The following is a 15,762-nucleotide window of genomic DNA, read 5'->3' on the forward strand; positions in this document are numbered from 1 at the left end:
TTCACATTCCCACTTGCTTCAAGTTCTACGCTGTTGTTTTTTGTATCGCTATTTTAGGACGAGACAGTTTTGTAAATACGTTATTTCTTATTTGACTAAGCACAATACAAAGATAGCCTTATTTTGTTTTTTTATAGCGCTACAAAACTGTAATATCTGCTAAAAAACTTTGCTTTATTTTAATTAGCTCCAAGTTATCGATTTTATCTCATTTAACTTTTTACCAATTTTGATTCTAAAGAATCCGTTACTTGAGTTGTTGGTCATTTTTGAAATAGGAAACAAAGTAACTGTTTATAAACCTTTAATTTTACAGGAAATTTTAATATATGAAGTGAAGAGAGGTTAAGTACAAACGTTTTTTCGTCCAGGATAGTATATGAAAAAGCTTAAATAGAACTATTAATGAGGTCATAATGTAGTTACGGTTAAAATTACCACTCAGTTGTGATTTCAGAAATCAAAAACGTATTGATATAGCTTCCTTCAAACATATCTCCAGTAAATTTTATTAATCTAGGTCACTTCTTTTTAAAAAAGGAACAATTAATTGATTTTGGATGCCTAGCCTTAGGCTATTTCGGTCTGACTTTAACAGACCTATTTTTCTTGTATAGGATTCTACCTGACTTATAAAATGACACAAGTTTTCTCCGCTTTGAGGAGTAGTTGACCTGTTCAGGCTCAAATTTTGAAAATAACATCATTTGTTTAGGCCAGTTGTTATAATCATTAAATTAATTTTAGTCTATAAACTGTTTAGAATAATGTGGTAGGTCATGAATCTAGACTATAAAGAAATGTATTTCGATTTAGGCAATGAATTGGCACAAATGTACAAGCATTTAGACTTTCAAAATCACTGCTACTGGCGTATTGCCCTGGACAATACCTTATCTGCCAAATGGAAAGATGTTATACCAGCTCCTGCTTATAAACATTTAACTGAAGAGCAATTTAGCCATTTGATTGGTTTACTTAAAAAATACAAAGTGGATAAGGAGTTACTGCTAAAGCACAATAGAAGATCATTAGATATGAGAGGAAAAAAATAAGCTTAACCTAGAATTGCCTTGCTATTTAAAAAAGAAATTTATCTCAACCATGACGATTTAGAAGATTTCTACATTCCTGATGAAATCAAAGAAATGATGAAAAATTGGTATGTCATTACCAAATCACCTTACAGCGATTCGTTTTACTCGAGTGATCAGATCGACTGGTGCTTTAAGCCAGAAGGAAGCTATAGAGTTTCAGACCATTGGAATTTTACAAGAAAAACAGGTAGAATTCATTGTGTGACCAATAAAGAAGTTATCGATAATGAAGAGGTGTGCATTGCCAGATATGAAGATGGAATCTACAGAGTGATCGCCTGCTATAAAAAACCAATTGAAACTAAGCGTCAAAGATAAATATACCACAAGTGTAAACTGTGAAACCGAAATGGCTTCGATAAGGCTAAATCTATTAAAGTACAAAAAGTATCACAAAGCTTTCCTAAAACCTCAAAATCGTGAGTAGCTTTGGAATGATCCTCTTATTTTGAGGTTTAATAATTATAACATTAAAATCATGGAGTTTAACACGAAGATTAAAGAAGAATTGGAAGGAAGAATTAAAGGAGTAGAGGATTTCATTGCAGAACATGGCGTGGGTTCCAAACAACTGAGTAAAGCTAAAAAAGTACAGCGTGATGGAAATATCGCTCTATTTTTAGGCGGCTTAATTACCGCTGCAGGGATTGCGATTTGGGTTATGAGCCGAAATAAAGACGATTAATTAAGACTTGTCCAAAGTACAAGTGCAAGTGCAAACACTTCAATACTTGTGACATCTACATTTAATTTCTAATACATGTGCGCCCATACCTCCCAAATCCAAAAGGTAGAACAGTTTGAAGAGCAATATAATGTAAAACTAAGTGATGAAAGTTCGCGAGAACTCTTCAATCAGCCTAGTTATCACATCATAGGCTTTACCCACGCGCAGATGTTGATCATCCCTCAAGAGAAACCCAGCGTTTTGGCAGCAGCTACCTGGGGCATAGCGCCAGAAAACAAAAAAGTAGGAGAGCTAAAGGACTATTACAAAGAAGCGGCGAAGTTTGGTGGAGGTATTAATGCCAGAGCTGAAAAAGCCTTTGATCATTTTCTTTACAAACAATCCATTTATACCAAACGCTGTATCATCCCAGTGTCTGCGTTTTTCGAGCCTCACGATCATGAGGGCAGCAAATACCCCTTTGTGTTTAAGTCTAAAGACAATAATTCTCTATCCCTAGCGGGGATTTATACCCGCATAGAGAATAAAGTCACCTTTGCCATTCTGACTCAGGAAGCCTCACCCTTATTCGCCAGAATCCACAATAAAAAGAACCGCCAGCCTCTTATTTTAGATGAGGAACAAGTTAGTGAATGGCTAAAAGATGATCTGAATGAAAGCCAGATTAAAACACTACTCCAAACCCACTTCGATGAGAATCAACTGAAGTATTATCCAGTCAGTAGTGATTTATTTAGTCCGAAAGTCAACTCAAACGTAGATGGTATTTTGGATAGGGTAGAGTATGAGGAGCTACCAGAATTATGAGTAAAGATTAAAGGGTGTAAGTATTTTGATCTTTGTAAGAGTCGTTGCCAAATTGTAGGAAAAAAAAGGATAATCCAACGATTTTGAGCTGCAAACTTATATGGAGTTTAATTAAATTTTACAATTCCACCCCTGGTGTTAATTTTGCTTTCATCGTCAAGGACTGCCTCGATTTCATAAATTATATGGTTAGGTATACCTGAAAGGTCAGAAAATTCAATCTGGAAGTCACTAAGCCTGCCATTGGATTCTGATAATATTTCAGAAATAGATTGTTGTGAGTCTACAATAACAATTTGATTAGTGACATCAATTCGTTCATTATTATTATCAATATCAATAAGCTCAACTTTTATGGTTTCTATTTTATTGGTATCGATAAACACTTGATCTTCACAGGGAACTACGGCAGCTTGCACAAATTCAGGACGTTCGTTTTTTCTATGGTTTACCTCATTTGAAGCAATATTTTCTTCTGTTATGATTTCAACTCCAATAATAAAGTCTTCCTTTTGAATTGTAGATTGTCCGTCATACTCTATTATACTGAACCCTGAGAAACCAAAACTCTTGATTCTAAGTCATTAATACTAATTAAAAAAGTAGTTTCATCACAACACGAGGTAATCGAAGGTAAAATTAGGAAAGCAACCAGTAGTTTTAAGGCCTTAAATTTCATTTTCATGCGTAACAACCCTTTAAATTTAGACTGAATTCTATCTTGAAGTGTGTCTAAAAGGTTAAATCATTTTCAATTTGAAAAAGATTTAACTTTCGCTCTCACTCTGGATTTAGTATCTTTAAATAAATATAAATTTTCAATTATGGCTTTCCTCGATAAGGTTAAATGGATTCTTGGAATCCTTATGATTTTTGGATTAATTATTACCACTAATCTCATCGATAGGCATAATTTTATACGTGTTAAGGACTCTGTAGTGACCATTTATGAGGATAGGTTAGTCGCCAATGATCTTATTTTTGAAATGTTAAAGACAGTTCAGGAAAAAGAACTAAACATAATAGAAACAAGCTCCACATCGATTGAAAATGATAATTCAAAATTTGATACTAAGTTAGAATCGTTGGTTTCCAGGTTTGAAGAAACAAAATTAACCATTGAAGAGGCGAGCATTTTTGAAGATTTGAAAATGAATGTTGAGAAGTTGATAGACTACAACAGTAAATCTAAGACTTCCAACGAAACCGATAATTCTATAATACTTTCGCGGATCGAGCAAGTAAAGACCAACCTCGATGAATTGTCTAAAATTCAGCTCAGGGAAGGAAGTCGACAAATGTCTATTAGTAAGCATGCGCTTAATACGGTAGAACTTTTTACTCAAATCGAAATATTTATTCTCATATTTTTAGCGATTTTAATACAAATTATTGTGATGTATAAACCAAAACATAAGTCATGATTTATTCGAAAGGCTAATCACCTGGACAAGAATTTATTTCTGGCAAAACTTGTTAAGGTTTTACTTACTGTTACAGAAATTCACGAAAATATTACCCAGTAATTTATCATTAGTCACTTCACCTGTGATTTCTCAAAGTGATACAAAGCCTGGCGGATATCGATGGCCAATAAATATGTACTAAGGCTTTGGTTCATGCCTTCCTGTACCTTATTGATTTCTTCTGAGGCCAATAGGGCATTATAATGTATTTAGTTGGTAACAATACTGTCGTTGTTGCTTAAAGCGCCATCATCAACATAACTCATGAGTTGATTAACCATTGAAATCACAGAATATTAACTTCAAGCTTTAATTCTTATAGCATTTGGTCATTTTTGCGATTTAATCTGAATTAAAAGCATATTTAATATCAAAGTAAGTCGAGCAAAATGATAGAATGATATTCTTCTTTATATTTTTCTGCAACTAAGTAACAATGAAAACCAATAAACGACAAGACTTAGAATTGCGCCAATGGCAATATCATAACTTAAGTGCCAAAACCAAATCATTGCATCCTGTCCTCCTCTAAAGGTTTTTTTCCGAAAATGAGATCGAGAGGTTTCCGGCAAGAACATATGAAATAGGAACCCAAAGAATCCCCAAAATCAGAATAACTTTAAGTAATACAGATAAATACTTGGTTACTTTACGAGTTGGTTGTCGAAATTCTTTGACGCCCCAGTAAATCGATGGGGGAAGGGCAATCATGCCAAACCAGGACATAAAAGTTCCCAAAGGAATGGTTTCTGCTTGGTCCAAAGCCATTTAAAATTTTAATGACCAGAGACTAAACCATAGTTGTGATCTAACGTAAGTGTGTAGAAAGCGCAGAACCTATTCTAAAATTTAAATTGCTTAATTAATACTCATTCCTATTGGAATAAAGAAATTTGCGCTTTAATAAAGAACCATCTGTAGATAATTCTAAAGGAAAGCAGAGCAGCCATTTCCGTGGTGAATTGAATACCTTACTACTTTATGGAGATCATCATTGTTGAGGATTGATTATTAATACAAAAGATTCATTAGAGCAAAAAATATTGATGTAAAATACAAATACTATAGACTATAGAAATAAAATCTAGCCGTAGTTAAAATCGAATACAATGGTTTTTTCATAATCAAAAATGAAGATAAGTCGAAGAAAAGAAGACTGAATTAATTATAAATCGTACTGAATCCATTCGTCTGAGAGATGAATATCAATGATTTCCAAAGGACCAGGACCTTTATTCTTAAAGCTATGTGGTAGGTTCGCCGGTCCTACTATAATGCTACCTTCCTCGGCTATCATTGTATTTTCACCAATTGTAAATTCTGCAGCACCTTTTATAATGTGTACAATCTCATCATAGGGATGAACGTGTAAACCCGGACCTTGATCAACTTCATCTATTGTGGATCGAACTATAACGCAGTTAACCCCGTAATCTCCACCAGAAAATACAGCGTTGGGTGTCTTTTCTTCATCGAACCATTCGTTCTTTTTTATGTAGGCTGGTTTTACTTTGGATGGTTTAGGCATAGTATTCAAATGGTTTTAAAGTTTTGAAATAGAATTAAAATTTAATGCGTATTGATGTGATCTCGATACAAAACTGATAAGCGTTTAGGTTGAAAAATTCTCTTTTCAAATAGTTATAAAGCCCCTTTTTTATTTTCCGATACAATATATGAAGTAGCGCTGATTATCAGATAGTTAAGTGCTTGCAGATACAAATAAGCAACAAAATCTGTTGATTTTCAGCTAATCAAGGGCTAAAGAAAGGAAAAATGTAATGTCAGGGCATAAAAAAACCGCCCCACAAAGGAAGCGGTTTTCTAAGAAAACGCAATCGCTATTAAGCAACTGTTACAGAGCCGATATAAATACTATCAGAGACTTCCTTACCATCATCACTAATGAAACCGATAAAGGCTTCTACATCGTCTCCAATGAAGTCATTTGGCATTGCTAAGTTCTGAGAAGTAGCACTTCGTGCTGCTCCTGCAGTATCATAGATTGCCTGGTCTTTAGTAGCATTGTAAACAACCAATAGAGCTTTGTCTGTTGCTTGTGCACTTCCACTACCACTGTTGTCATCCCAAGTGAACTCAACCAAACCACCTGAAGAACTTACAGCACCATTTAAGGCTTCTGTTAGTCCACCACGGCTTACTAATGCATTGGCATAGTCAACCGAGAAGTTTGGATATGTACCTGTGATTGCATTGTTCAGGTTGTACGACATAGCCGCATTGAACTGCGTCATTTTGTTAGCATACAACTTGAATCCTACTCTCAAGAAGTCAGTCATTGTTTGAAGAAACCTGAGAGTTATTGTGAATTTAGAACGCTGATCCACCTGACCTGCAGTTCTTGGATTAGAGACATTGGCAGGCTTGATTCTCATGTAATCAATACCTTTCCATGTTCCACCTACGATATTTCCCACCTTTCCTGAGAAACCGCCTAAGACACCTTGTGAAATTTTACCCATTGTTTAAGTTTTTGAGGTTAACGATTATTTGGACTTGACACGGACTTGCCATGGATTCGCCCTATGTCATCTAAAATACTTCAAGAACTGTGCAAGGTTGTTATTCTTGAGGTGGTTGCATCAGGGTGCTTCTCTTTGCATATCAGTAAGTTAAATTGTGGCATACAGTAGTAGAATTTGTCACTCTTCCTGACATAATTCATTTTTAAAAGAGAAAAGAAAAAAGGGAAAAAAAGAAAAGAGAAAGCGTTCTTTTTGGTGTGCGGGGCTGGGTTGTCAAGGTTTTTGATAAAAATACTACCCAAAGGGTGGAGATTTTTTTCAAAACCCGAAGGGCTTGACCTTGATAATCCAAAGGCGGGTAAGCCATGTGCGAGCACACCTATTTTTGCTGCTCTATTTTATTTTTAATTGCAGCATAACCCTGTGCGGTGATACAGTGGAATTTCTCATCACCTGTGTCTTTCTTTACTTTCTCAATTGCTTCTTGAATCTGCATGCCATTTGCCATTGATAAGTAGAATATCTTATTGGCATTTATACCTGGTTTGACACCTAAGTTTTCTGAATATCCTATGATTCCGAAGAATGGAAATTCACCTTTTAATTGATCTACTGCATTAATGACGTTTAAACCTTTGCAGGTAGTCATGTTTAGAACGACAGAACCATTAGAGGCTTTGTTTAGGTGTCTTAAAGGCTCTTCTATGGCAGACCATGGAATGAGTTCACCTGTATGCTTAAACCCAATACAATCACTATTACCATGACCAACAAAATGAAGCATATATCTCTTTCCTGAGTGTGATTCAATAGTAAGTTGGTTTATAGCATCGAGAAGTTCCTGTTTTGTAGACAAGTTTAGTATTCGGGTTGAGAATCCTTCTGTTGTTAGAACTGAATTTAGTTCTTCTGTTATTTTCCAATTGGTACGTTCATCATCAGAAAGCAAATCAAGAATCACTATCTGGTCGTACTCTACATCAAGTTTTTTGTAATCAATCATAATATCGTGTTTATTATAAATATGTAGAAAATCAGAAAAAGCACGATTTTTTGAAAAATAATTTCAAAGTAACTGGTAATCAACTAAATAAAATTACGGAATGTTGCTATTTACGGTGGGGAAACGCAGGTAAACTAAGGCGTAGCCGTTTCAGCGAGCCGCCTGCGAGCGGAGCAAGGGTGGTGTAGGAAATTGCCTGAATCCCTTTAGGGTGAAGGCGACCTACGCCTATGTAGGTACTACACAGGGCTGGCGTGATTTTTTGCTTCAGGGGTTGGGAAAGGCAAGTGTGGTGAATGAATTGAGCGTAATGACGAGTTTTGAGGAATGAAGGGAAATGAATGAGCCACTCTTGCGTATGTTGGTGAAAGTGGCTGAGTTGAAGGAATGAGGAACGAATGACTGAAATGAAGCGACTGTAGCCATTGGGTGAATTGCAAAAAGCATGACAGCCCGATTAGCCCGCAGCGACCCGCAGGCGAGCAAAATTAACAAGCAGCGATAGCCCCCCAATTTAAAACTTGTGAGTTTAGCGAACACCTTAAAAGGGGTTTGGGGGGGGTAGAAAAGCTGCGAATGAGGATTGAGTGAAATGTGTGAAACAAAACAAATGAACGACTTGAAGTGAGCACCTACTGGAGCGCAAACTGAAAGGTAGTGAATGGTATATGCAAGGGCGACCGTAGGGAGTGCATTTACCCTTGCAGATATGTTTTTGTGGAACTAAATGGAAGGATTGACGAATACCGCTTTACCTGCGTTGGGGCTGTGCGGTGCTGGAAGTGGGTAAATGAAATGAGGAACGAATGCAATGCACCTACTGTAGGCACATGGCTGTGGGTGGGGTTAACCTTCTTGGATAGCTTTTAATTGCTTTTGGGCAGATTTCAGCTTTAAGTTTAAATCTACTTTTTCATTGAACTGCTTGCTTCTGGATATTGCTGATTTGAGTTTACCGATTTCCTTCTTTAAGCGATCTACTTCTTGTTGGTTCTTTAAGATTGAATCCAATGACTGTTTACCTAATTCTGGCTTACCTGTTAGTTGAACACATAAGTCCTTGAATACAGCGTCTAAGCTTCCTTTTAGGTTAAATGCAAAGCTGTTATCGTCCTTATTGAACCAATCTGAAGTAAATGTCCAATCAATCACTGCAACATCATCATTGGTGGGGTGTGGGTGTTTTGAAGCAGTTGAAATATAAGCTTCCTGTTCATGCTCTACCCAAAATACAATGTGGTATGGAATGGACTTATTAATGATTTCAAGGATTTTAAGGATATCGGATTTTTGCTTGAGTTCTATCTTGAAAACCTGTATTTCCTGAATATCCTTAGCATCTAAGTTTACTGTATCCGCAGAAAGCTTATGAGTCCATGAAATACGCTGAATACAGTCTGTGAATAGCTTCTTCTGCTTGGTGTTGGTGTACTCGTCAAATGCATTCTTGGGTACAACACGACCTACATTTGTTCTTACAGGTAGATTGAAGAAATCCATTAGCGGACAATTAAGAATGATACCAACTTGAAGTCTTCTATTCCCTTGATTTTCTCCTGAAGTGCAGTTGTGCCACCTGACTTGAATAGACTTAGGACTTCCTTTTCTTCTTCCTTCTCTAAAATGGTGCTAATCCCTTGCTTCAGCAGGTTTGAGTATTCATCCATTTGGTGGTAATCATCTGTCTCTTCCGCTAATTCAGTACAAACATCTTCTATTGGTGCAGTTTTACCTTTAGCAAGCATGCGCATGGCATCCAATATCTTCTTAGACTCTACATGGTTCAGGATTAACTCGCCATTCATTTTCATATACACCAAGTAGTACGGGTGTAATCTATTCAGCTTATTGATATTGACGCTTGAGTTCACATTCTTGAGCACGAAGATTACACCACTTTGAAGTATTGGGCTGGATTTTACCACTGCATGAAGCCCTTCTGGAATGTTTTTCAATTCACCGTACTCTTTAATCATGTTGGATAAATCCACTCGAAAATCATTCAATCCAAGGTCTGTAATGCTCACACCTTCTCTCAAATCTTCTAAGTCAATTACTTCTTCTTGTAGTCTCTGAAGCTGTATTTTCCTGTACTCTAAGTCCTTTTCTTCAGTATTTAGAATATTATCATCACCTGTACTTGCCATGTTGCTAATGAGCATCTTATTCTCAACACGCTGCTTTAGGTTGATATAATTATCGAGCGTAACATCAGGCCAAAAGTTGACCATGGTAATACTGTTGTTCTTAGAACCAATTCTATCTACCCGCCCGAAGCGTTGAATAATTCTCACAGGGTTCCAATGAATATCATAGTTGATTAGGTAATCACAGTCTTGCAGGTTCTGACCTTCTGAAATACAATCTGTAGCGATTAGCAAATCAATAGAGTCTGAAATGCTTGGATATAGCTGTGCTTTGTCTTTGGATAGGGGTGAGAAGCATGTAAGAATAGCATTTAGGTCTGCTGGTATCTTTTTAGTAGTACACAACCTTCTCGAACCTGTTATAATTGCTGTGTTCAAGCCATACTTCTCTTTCAAGTGCTTGTGAATGTTCTCGTATAGATAATTGGCTGTATCTGCAAAGGCTGTGAATACTATTGCTTTCTTGTTTCCTGGATTAAATGGCTCATTTACCTTCTTGTCTAAAAGACTGATTAGATGCTGTAGCTTGGTGTCTTTTTCACCCCGTATATCAACGATATTGCTCCAAAGGTGATTGAGTACAGCAAGGTCTTCATTCAGGTCTTCACGCCATTTTGTGGTGTCCATATCGGCAATGTGAACCTTAATCTTTCTACCAATTACTTGCTCTTCATCAGCCCAATTGGATTCAAAGTCATAGTTCTCGTCACTCAGGATTTTATGGATTCCTTCATAGTCATCCGCATCACCTTTGTCAATGGTTTTAATGGCGTTTTCAATCTGACCGATAATACCTTCCAAAGTAAGGCGGAAAGAGTCCACAGAACTCTCTAAACGCTTGAGTAAGTTGATTCGCATAAGAATACGCAAACTCAATTCTCTATCTACCTGCGATAGCTTACCTGAACCTGAACGTACTTCTTTGTCATATAAATCCGCATAGGCTTGCACCTTACTTGGAAGAATGTAATTCAATGGCGTGTAAACGGATAAATTGAGCAGGGTAAGCTTCTCAGCAATATCTACATAAGTAACATCATCCGAAGCAGTAAGTGGGCTTTGAATAGATACGGGCTTGTTTCGCTCTGGGAATTTACCAATGGCTGTAGTGTCGTAATAAGTAGTAATGTGCTTTCTGGAACGTGCTATAGTTAACGAATCCAATATCTCAAAGAAGTCAAAGTCGAGCATGTCCAAAAGCTTCTCAGTAGTGCGCTCTGTAGTCTCATATCTGCTCCAAATATTGAACGCTTGCTGGGCTTTTCTAAATATCTGATCTATGCCACTCTGAGTATCTAACTTTTGGTCAATATTCTCCGCATCACCTTCATAGGCTAAAGCTAATTGGTTACGTAAGTCGTTGAACCTGTTATTTACAGGGGTAGCAGAAAGCATCATCACTTTAGTTTCAATGCCTTCCTGAATCACTTTCCGCATTAATGTTTGATAGCGGTTTTCCTTACCAACTACTGTATTGTTGTTTCTGAAATTGTGAGATTCATCTATAACTATGAGACCGTAATTGCCCCAATTCACATTGGCTAATTCACGTCCATTACTGATACCACGTTCACGGCTTAAATCTGTATGGAATAGTACATCATACCTGAATCTATCAGCGGCTAATATGTTGTTCTTATCGTTGTGGCGGTAGGTATTCCAATTGGCTTCTAACTTCTTGGGACAAAGTACCAATACGTCCTTGTTCCGCATTTCATAGTATTTGATAACCCCTAAAGCTGAGAAGGTTTTACCTAAACCTACAGAATCTGCCAATATGCAGCCCTTGTACTTCTCTAATTTGTTGATAGCACCGATTACTGCATCCTGTTGAAAATTGTAGAGCTTCTGCCATACCAACGTGTCTTTAAAGCCAATTTGCTCATTGGGTAGATTGTCTAAAGACAAGTCGTCTAAGAAGTCATTGAATATGTTGTAAAGCGTAATGAAGTAGATAAACTCAGGACTGTTCTCCTTGTAAGCACTCTCAAAGTATTTCTGCACTTTCTCGGTCACATCCTTCAGGTCTTCTTCATTCTCCCACACCTGATTGAACCAATCTAAGTAGGCTTTACTATCTGGATGTTCCGCTTTTTGAATGAGTGTAGGAAACCCTTTTTTATGTGTGATTCCTAAATCGGAAGTGGTGAAACCACTGACGTTAGAATAGGCTTGAGCATTCTCGTTGTCCTGGTTCACATGAATCATCCCGTTGAGGGGCTGATTGTTGTGCTTGTTGGATTTGAAAGTGACTTTTTCCTTTACCCACCTTGAGCATTCTTTGGCAATGGCTCTTTGGTTGAGCTGATTCATCAATCTCAATTCAAACTCACCGCCACAAAGCTCTGATTCCCTAACTATGTGCGGTATGTAGAACTTCCTGCTTTCCTTCTGAAACTTCTCTTCAATGAAAGTGGGTGAACTAAAAATGAAACGCAGTTCATCAATTTTACCCAATTCTTTTTTGAGTGCTTCAAAAGCATAAATAGAGAATGTAGAAGCGGCAATACTGAGTTTACTACCTTTTCTTATGGTCTCCTTTAGGTCATCACCCAAACGTGTATTTACATTGTCAATTAGCTTCATAGCAGCATTAACTCAGTTGTACAATGTCCATTAGTTTCTCGTAGCTACTTACTTTCTCAAATTTCACTTCTGCTCCGCTTATCTCTTTGAAGTGTTCTGTAGCACAATGGATTTTTAGTTTCTCTATTTCTCGTAAGTCCATATCCGAATCAGATCCTTTAGTCTCGGCTACAAAGTAGATATGGCGCACTTTGTCTTTATCAAACACAATTGCCCAATCAGGACTGTAGTTGGCTACTGGTGTGGACACATAGAAACTTTTTGGAAGCTTGGCATAGACCACAACTTCGGTGCTGTTTTCTAATGCAGTAGCAAAGTCTGATTCAATCTTTGAGTCGGAAGTCAAGAAGTCGTAAATGTGCTTTTTGAGCAATTCTGACTTACGCAAAGCGAACTTATCATTGGTAAACACGGTCTTGGCGTCATGCCGTTCTTCGGTCTTGTGATAGACAATGTTGTTGATAATGAGGCTTGCTTTTACTTCATTGATCAGCTTGCTGCATTTACCGATAAACTCTTCAGGATTCTTGCGGATCAACAAGAATTTCTCTTGCTTGATTTTCTTCAGTATCTCAACAATGGTTCTGCGAGTGAGGTTGGTTTGTACTTCTATTTCACCAACAACATCATAAACCGTATTGGAATACAAATCATTCTTGAGCTTCATATACTGCCGTTTGGACTCACGTACCAAACTACCTTCCTTCATTTGCTCTGCTGTACCATCTTCTAATTCTCCTGTCTTTACTTCATATACACGGTCTCCAATATTGAGTTGTGCATCTATTTTGACTTTAGAATCCTGAATGAGCTGCTCTGTATCAAACTGTACTTCGTAAATGGTCTTTAGGTTAATCTTCTCCCAAAGTGCCTGGAACTCTTTCTTAGCGAAGTTTTTGTTGGTGTTTAGAATTACCGTTTGGCGTTCATCTTCTGGTTTAAACTCGGCACCTGTATAAATGGTCTGTAGCAGTTTGCAGACTGATTCTTTAAAAGGTTCAAGCTTTTCGGGTAAAGGCACTTTGCCTTGCTCTATGAGTTCTTTACCCTTCGGGGTGATTTTGTAGTCTTCATCAATGACTTCACCGACAATCAGCTTGAACTGTAGCTTCTTGGCATCATCTTCTGTAAGGCGTAATTCTTCACCTTGCTCATTGGTAACAAGCTTGCTTACGAAGTAATCTACTTCTGCTTTTTGTGGTCTGTCCTTGAGTGTTTCGGCTATCTCTTTCTGTAATCCTTTGGCAAAGGCTTCATAGCTTTCAGAAGCAATTACAGTAAGCTTATTCAATTCGTGTACCTGGTCGCCTACCAACTCAAAGTCTTGACGTACACCACGCTTATCAACGCACAAACGCATACCACGCCCAACTTCCTGTCTGCGTCTGGTTAAACTGCCACTTTCAGCATGTTTTAAGGCACATATCTGGAATACATTCGGATTATCCCAACCTTCTTTAAGTGCAGAGTGCGAGAAGATAAAACGAGTAGGTTCTTCAAAGCTCAGTAACCTTTCCTTGTCTTTCATAATCAAGTCATAGGCTGAAACATCTTCAGATTCTTCCTTTCCACGTTTTACTGTAGGGTCAACCGTTTTCCCTTTTTTATCTATTGAGAAATAGCCATTGTGTACCTGGTCTGCAGAATCTCTTTTGAGGTATTCTCCAAAGTTTGTAGGCATATAGCCCTTATGCACTTTACTTGGCTCTGTATCTTTTAGAAAGTCGTTGTATTCCTGCTGAAAGAGGTCTAAGAACTCGTTCTTGACCTTGTCGTATTCTTCTTCAAATATCTGGGCGTATTCACCCAATTGCTGGTCTCCTAATTCATCATAGACACGGTATTTCTCAACGGTATCAATAAAGAATAATGAGAGGACTTTAATGCCTTGACCAAAGAGCTGCTTTTCCTTTTGCAAGTGAGAGAGAATACATTCTCTTATTTGCACCCTTCGGAAAGCATGTTCATCTTTATCATTGAGAATATCACCTGGATACACATCTTCGCCACCGACAACTATTTTATTGAGGTAGCCGTTAATTTCAGTTATCGTCTGATTCTTATAGGCAGGCATATTGCCTGACTGCTCATAGAGGTTATAGCCTTCGGCTACTTTAACCCGCTTTTTACTGATTGAACCTGAAGCGGTGCGTTTTTCATGCTCAATAACTGCATAAGGTGGCTTGGTGGTGCTAAGACTAATATTCTCCAAATAGAGGTAGCCATTGGTGCCTGTAGAGCCTTTTAGGTTTATCCCTTTTACCTGTATTTTCTTGACCAAACGCTTGTTGTAAGCATCTAAGGCGTCTAAACGATAGATTTTATTGTATTCCACTTTATGCGTAGCTGAATAGCGTAGCGTGAATAGCGGATTAAAGTCTTGCATGCTCTCCAAGGTTCTTGCACCATCTACTGATTGAGGTTCGTCTATGATTAGGATTGGGTTGGTTTGGGCAATAATCTCAATGGGTTTGCGAGTTCCAAATTGGTCTAACTCCTGGTAGATACGTCTGGCATCTTTACCACGGGCATTGAATGCCTGGGTATTGATAATCATGACACTTATTCGACTATCAGAAGCGAAATTCTCAATATCCTGAGGGCGACCTGAATTGTAAATAAATGGATTGATCTTGTGCCCGTAGAGTTCTTGAAAGTGATCTTGTGTTACCTGAAATGATTTGTAAACCCCTTCACGAATGGCAATGCTGGGTACAATTACAATGAACTTGCTCCAACCGTACTTCTTATGTAATTCATACATGGTACGGATATAGGTATAAGTTTTACCTGTACCTGTTTCCATTTCTATGGTTAGGTTGTAGCCCAACTTTACACCACGTGGACGTTCTATCTGTTGGCTTTCGTGCAGGTCGTTTTTCTTTTGAACTTCCTGAACGTTCTTGAGCATCTGCGTTTCCATGAGTTGGATAGCAGAATTACGGTAGCCAATTTCTTCTTCTATTTCAAAGTCTATGGTTTGAACTCCTGTAGCCGCTTGCTTGGCTTTCTTAATGAGTTCTTTGCTGCGCTCTAAAGTGAAGCGATTGGTCTTCAATGGCTGTCCACTGAAGCAGTCCACTACGGCACTTACTGCCTGTATTTGAAAATCCTGTTCTTTAAATTGTAGTTTCATGCGCCATTGATAAAGTGAAAAGTGAAGAGTGAATAGTGAAAAATTCTAGCTCGACCACTTTTCGTTTTTCGTTATTCATTTCCATTTGTTCCTTAAGAGACTTAAAATGTTCCTTAAGCTTTGTTTTTACCTGAAAATCAGGGTGTAATGGTGTTAATAACATATTCCTTAAATTTTTTTATTCCTTCCTAAATGCATTTTTATCATAACTGCCAAAATTTTTCTTCTTGCCAATTGTGCGGAAAACCCATTTCTTTTTCCTGCGCTAAAGGACAGGTTTTCATCAACTCTATAAGTCTTGCTGTAAAAGAGTGATTAGGGCTTATAATGTCCAACGTATACTTCA

14 protein-coding genes and 1 pseudogene are annotated in these 15,762 nt (G+C 37.6%); 6 read left to right on the plus strand and 9 right to left on the minus strand.

Annotated features, from left to right (window positions below):
* Positions 1-779 precede the first annotated feature (779 nt).
* The 4 genes from F598_RS0107850 (at position 780) to F598_RS0107865 (ending at position 2,592) form a co-directional block, all read left to right on the plus strand.
* Positions 780-1,055 (plus strand): hypothetical protein, encoded by a 276-nt coding sequence (locus F598_RS0107850; protein WP_019038490.1) that lies wholly within the window; start codon positions 780-782, stop codon positions 1,053-1,055.
* An 18-nt stretch (positions 1,056-1,073) separates the two neighbouring features.
* Entirely contained in the window at positions 1,074-1,415 is a 342-nt protein-coding gene (locus F598_RS14940) for a hypothetical protein (protein WP_019038491.1), read from the plus strand.
* 160 nt (positions 1,416-1,575) lie between these two features.
* Complete coding sequence (locus tag F598_RS0107860) at positions 1,576-1,782, plus strand: hypothetical protein (protein WP_019038492.1); 207 nt, start codon at positions 1,576-1,578, stop codon at positions 1,780-1,782.
* 75 nt (positions 1,783-1,857) lie between these two features.
* A complete protein-coding gene (locus F598_RS0107865; RefSeq protein ID WP_019038493.1) occupies positions 1,858-2,592 on the plus strand; it encodes an SOS response-associated peptidase in 735 nt (244 codons plus the stop codon).
* A gap of 107 nt (positions 2,593-2,699) precedes the next feature.
* On the opposite strand, the gene F598_RS0107870 is transcribed toward F598_RS0107865, so the two are convergent.
* Positions 2,700-3,011, minus strand: coding sequence for a hypothetical protein (locus tag F598_RS0107870; protein ID WP_157594978.1), 312 nt, complete (start codon positions 3,009-3,011; stop codon positions 2,700-2,702).
* A gap of 405 nt (positions 3,012-3,416) precedes the next feature.
* On the opposite strand from F598_RS0107870, the gene F598_RS0107875 reads away from it, so the two are divergent.
* Complete coding sequence (locus tag F598_RS0107875; protein WP_026302595.1) at positions 3,417-4,016, plus strand: MCP four helix bundle domain-containing protein; 600 nt, start codon at positions 3,417-3,419, stop codon at positions 4,014-4,016.
* A gap of 60 nt (positions 4,017-4,076) precedes the next feature.
* On the opposite strand, the pseudogene F598_RS15610 reads toward F598_RS0107875, so the two are convergent.
* The 8 genes and pseudogenes from F598_RS15610 to F598_RS0107910 all read right to left on the minus strand — a co-directional run.
* Positions 4,077-4,315, minus strand: a pseudogene (locus tag F598_RS15610) (tRNA uridine-5-carboxymethylaminomethyl(34) synthesis GTPase MnmE); the annotation flags it as partial.
* Between the two features lie 271 nt (positions 4,316-4,586).
* Entirely contained in the window at positions 4,587-4,826 is a 240-nt protein-coding gene (locus tag F598_RS0107880; RefSeq protein ID WP_019038496.1) for a hypothetical protein, read from the minus strand.
* 397 nt (positions 4,827-5,223) lie between these two features.
* Positions 5,224-5,586, minus strand: a complete 363-nt coding sequence (locus F598_RS0107885; RefSeq protein WP_019038497.1) for a cupin domain-containing protein — start codon at positions 5,584-5,586, stop codon at positions 5,224-5,226.
* Between the two features lie 316 nt (positions 5,587-5,902).
* Positions 5,903-6,541, minus strand: coding sequence for a DUF6266 family protein (locus F598_RS0107890; protein WP_019038498.1), 639 nt, complete (start codon positions 6,539-6,541; stop codon positions 5,903-5,905).
* A gap of 382 nt (positions 6,542-6,923) precedes the next feature.
* Positions 6,924-7,547, minus strand: a complete 624-nt coding sequence (locus tag F598_RS0107895) for a caspase family protein (RefSeq protein ID WP_019038499.1) — start codon at positions 7,545-7,547, stop codon at positions 6,924-6,926.
* A gap of 846 nt (positions 7,548-8,393) precedes the next feature.
* Complete coding sequence (locus F598_RS0107900) at positions 8,394-9,047, minus strand: DUF4391 domain-containing protein (protein WP_019038500.1); 654 nt, start codon at positions 9,045-9,047, stop codon at positions 8,394-8,396.
* Complete coding sequence (locus tag F598_RS0107905; protein WP_019038501.1) at positions 9,047-12,280, minus strand: helicase-related protein; 3,234 nt, start codon at positions 12,278-12,280, stop codon at positions 9,047-9,049. The genes F598_RS0107900 and F598_RS0107905 overlap by 1 nt, the downstream gene beginning before the upstream one ends.
* Before the next feature lie 7 nt (positions 12,281-12,287).
* Positions 12,288-15,416, minus strand: a complete 3,129-nt coding sequence (locus tag F598_RS0107910) for a type III restriction-modification system endonuclease (protein ID WP_019038502.1) — start codon at positions 15,414-15,416, stop codon at positions 12,288-12,290.
* Positions 15,417-15,608: 192 nt separating this feature from the next.
* On the opposite strand from F598_RS0107910, the gene F598_RS15820 reads away from it, so the two are divergent.
* A complete protein-coding gene (locus tag F598_RS15820; protein WP_425413761.1) occupies positions 15,609-15,731 on the plus strand; it encodes a chitin-binding domain-containing protein in 123 nt (40 codons plus the stop codon).
* Positions 15,732-15,762: the final 31 nt, after the last annotated feature.

Source organism: Psychroflexus tropicus DSM 15496 (assembly GCF_000378765.1).
Taxonomy (GTDB): Bacteria; Bacteroidota; Bacteroidia; order Flavobacteriales; family Flavobacteriaceae; genus Psychroflexus; species Psychroflexus tropicus.

Coding starts and splice junctions, on each gene's coding strand:
- F598_RS0107895 (WP_019038499.1), bottom strand. CDS start 7,547: ATGATTGATTACAAAAAACTTGATGTAGAGTACGACCAGATAGTGATT.
- F598_RS0107875 (WP_026302595.1), top strand. CDS start 3,417: ATGGCTTTCCTCGATAAGGTTAAATGGATTCTTGGAATCCTTATGATT.
- F598_RS0107850 (WP_019038490.1), top strand. CDS start 780: ATGAATCTAGACTATAAAGAAATGTATTTCGATTTAGGCAATGAATTG.
- F598_RS0107885 (WP_019038497.1), bottom strand. CDS start 5,586: ATGCCTAAACCATCCAAAGTAAAACCAGCCTACATAAAAAAGAACGAA.
- F598_RS0107880 (WP_019038496.1), bottom strand. CDS start 4,826: ATGGCTTTGGACCAAGCAGAAACCATTCCTTTGGGAACTTTTATGTCC.
- F598_RS0107905 (WP_019038501.1), bottom strand. CDS start 12,280: ATGAAGCTAATTGACAATGTAAATACACGTTTGGGTGATGACCTAAAG.
- F598_RS15820 (WP_425413761.1), top strand. CDS start 15,609: ATGCATTTTTATCATAACTGCCAAAATTTTTCTTCTTGCCAATTGTGC.
- F598_RS0107910 (WP_019038502.1), bottom strand. CDS start 15,416: ATGAAACTACAATTTAAAGAACAGGATTTTCAAATACAGGCAGTAAGT.
- F598_RS0107860 (WP_019038492.1), top strand. CDS start 1,576: ATGGAGTTTAACACGAAGATTAAAGAAGAATTGGAAGGAAGAATTAAA.
- F598_RS0107865 (WP_019038493.1), top strand. CDS start 1,858: ATGTGCGCCCATACCTCCCAAATCCAAAAGGTAGAACAGTTTGAAGAG.
- F598_RS0107890 (WP_019038498.1), bottom strand. CDS start 6,541: ATGGGTAAAATTTCACAAGGTGTCTTAGGCGGTTTCTCAGGAAAGGTG.
- F598_RS0107900 (WP_019038500.1), bottom strand. CDS start 9,047: ATGGATTTCTTCAATCTACCTGTAAGAACAAATGTAGGTCGTGTTGTA.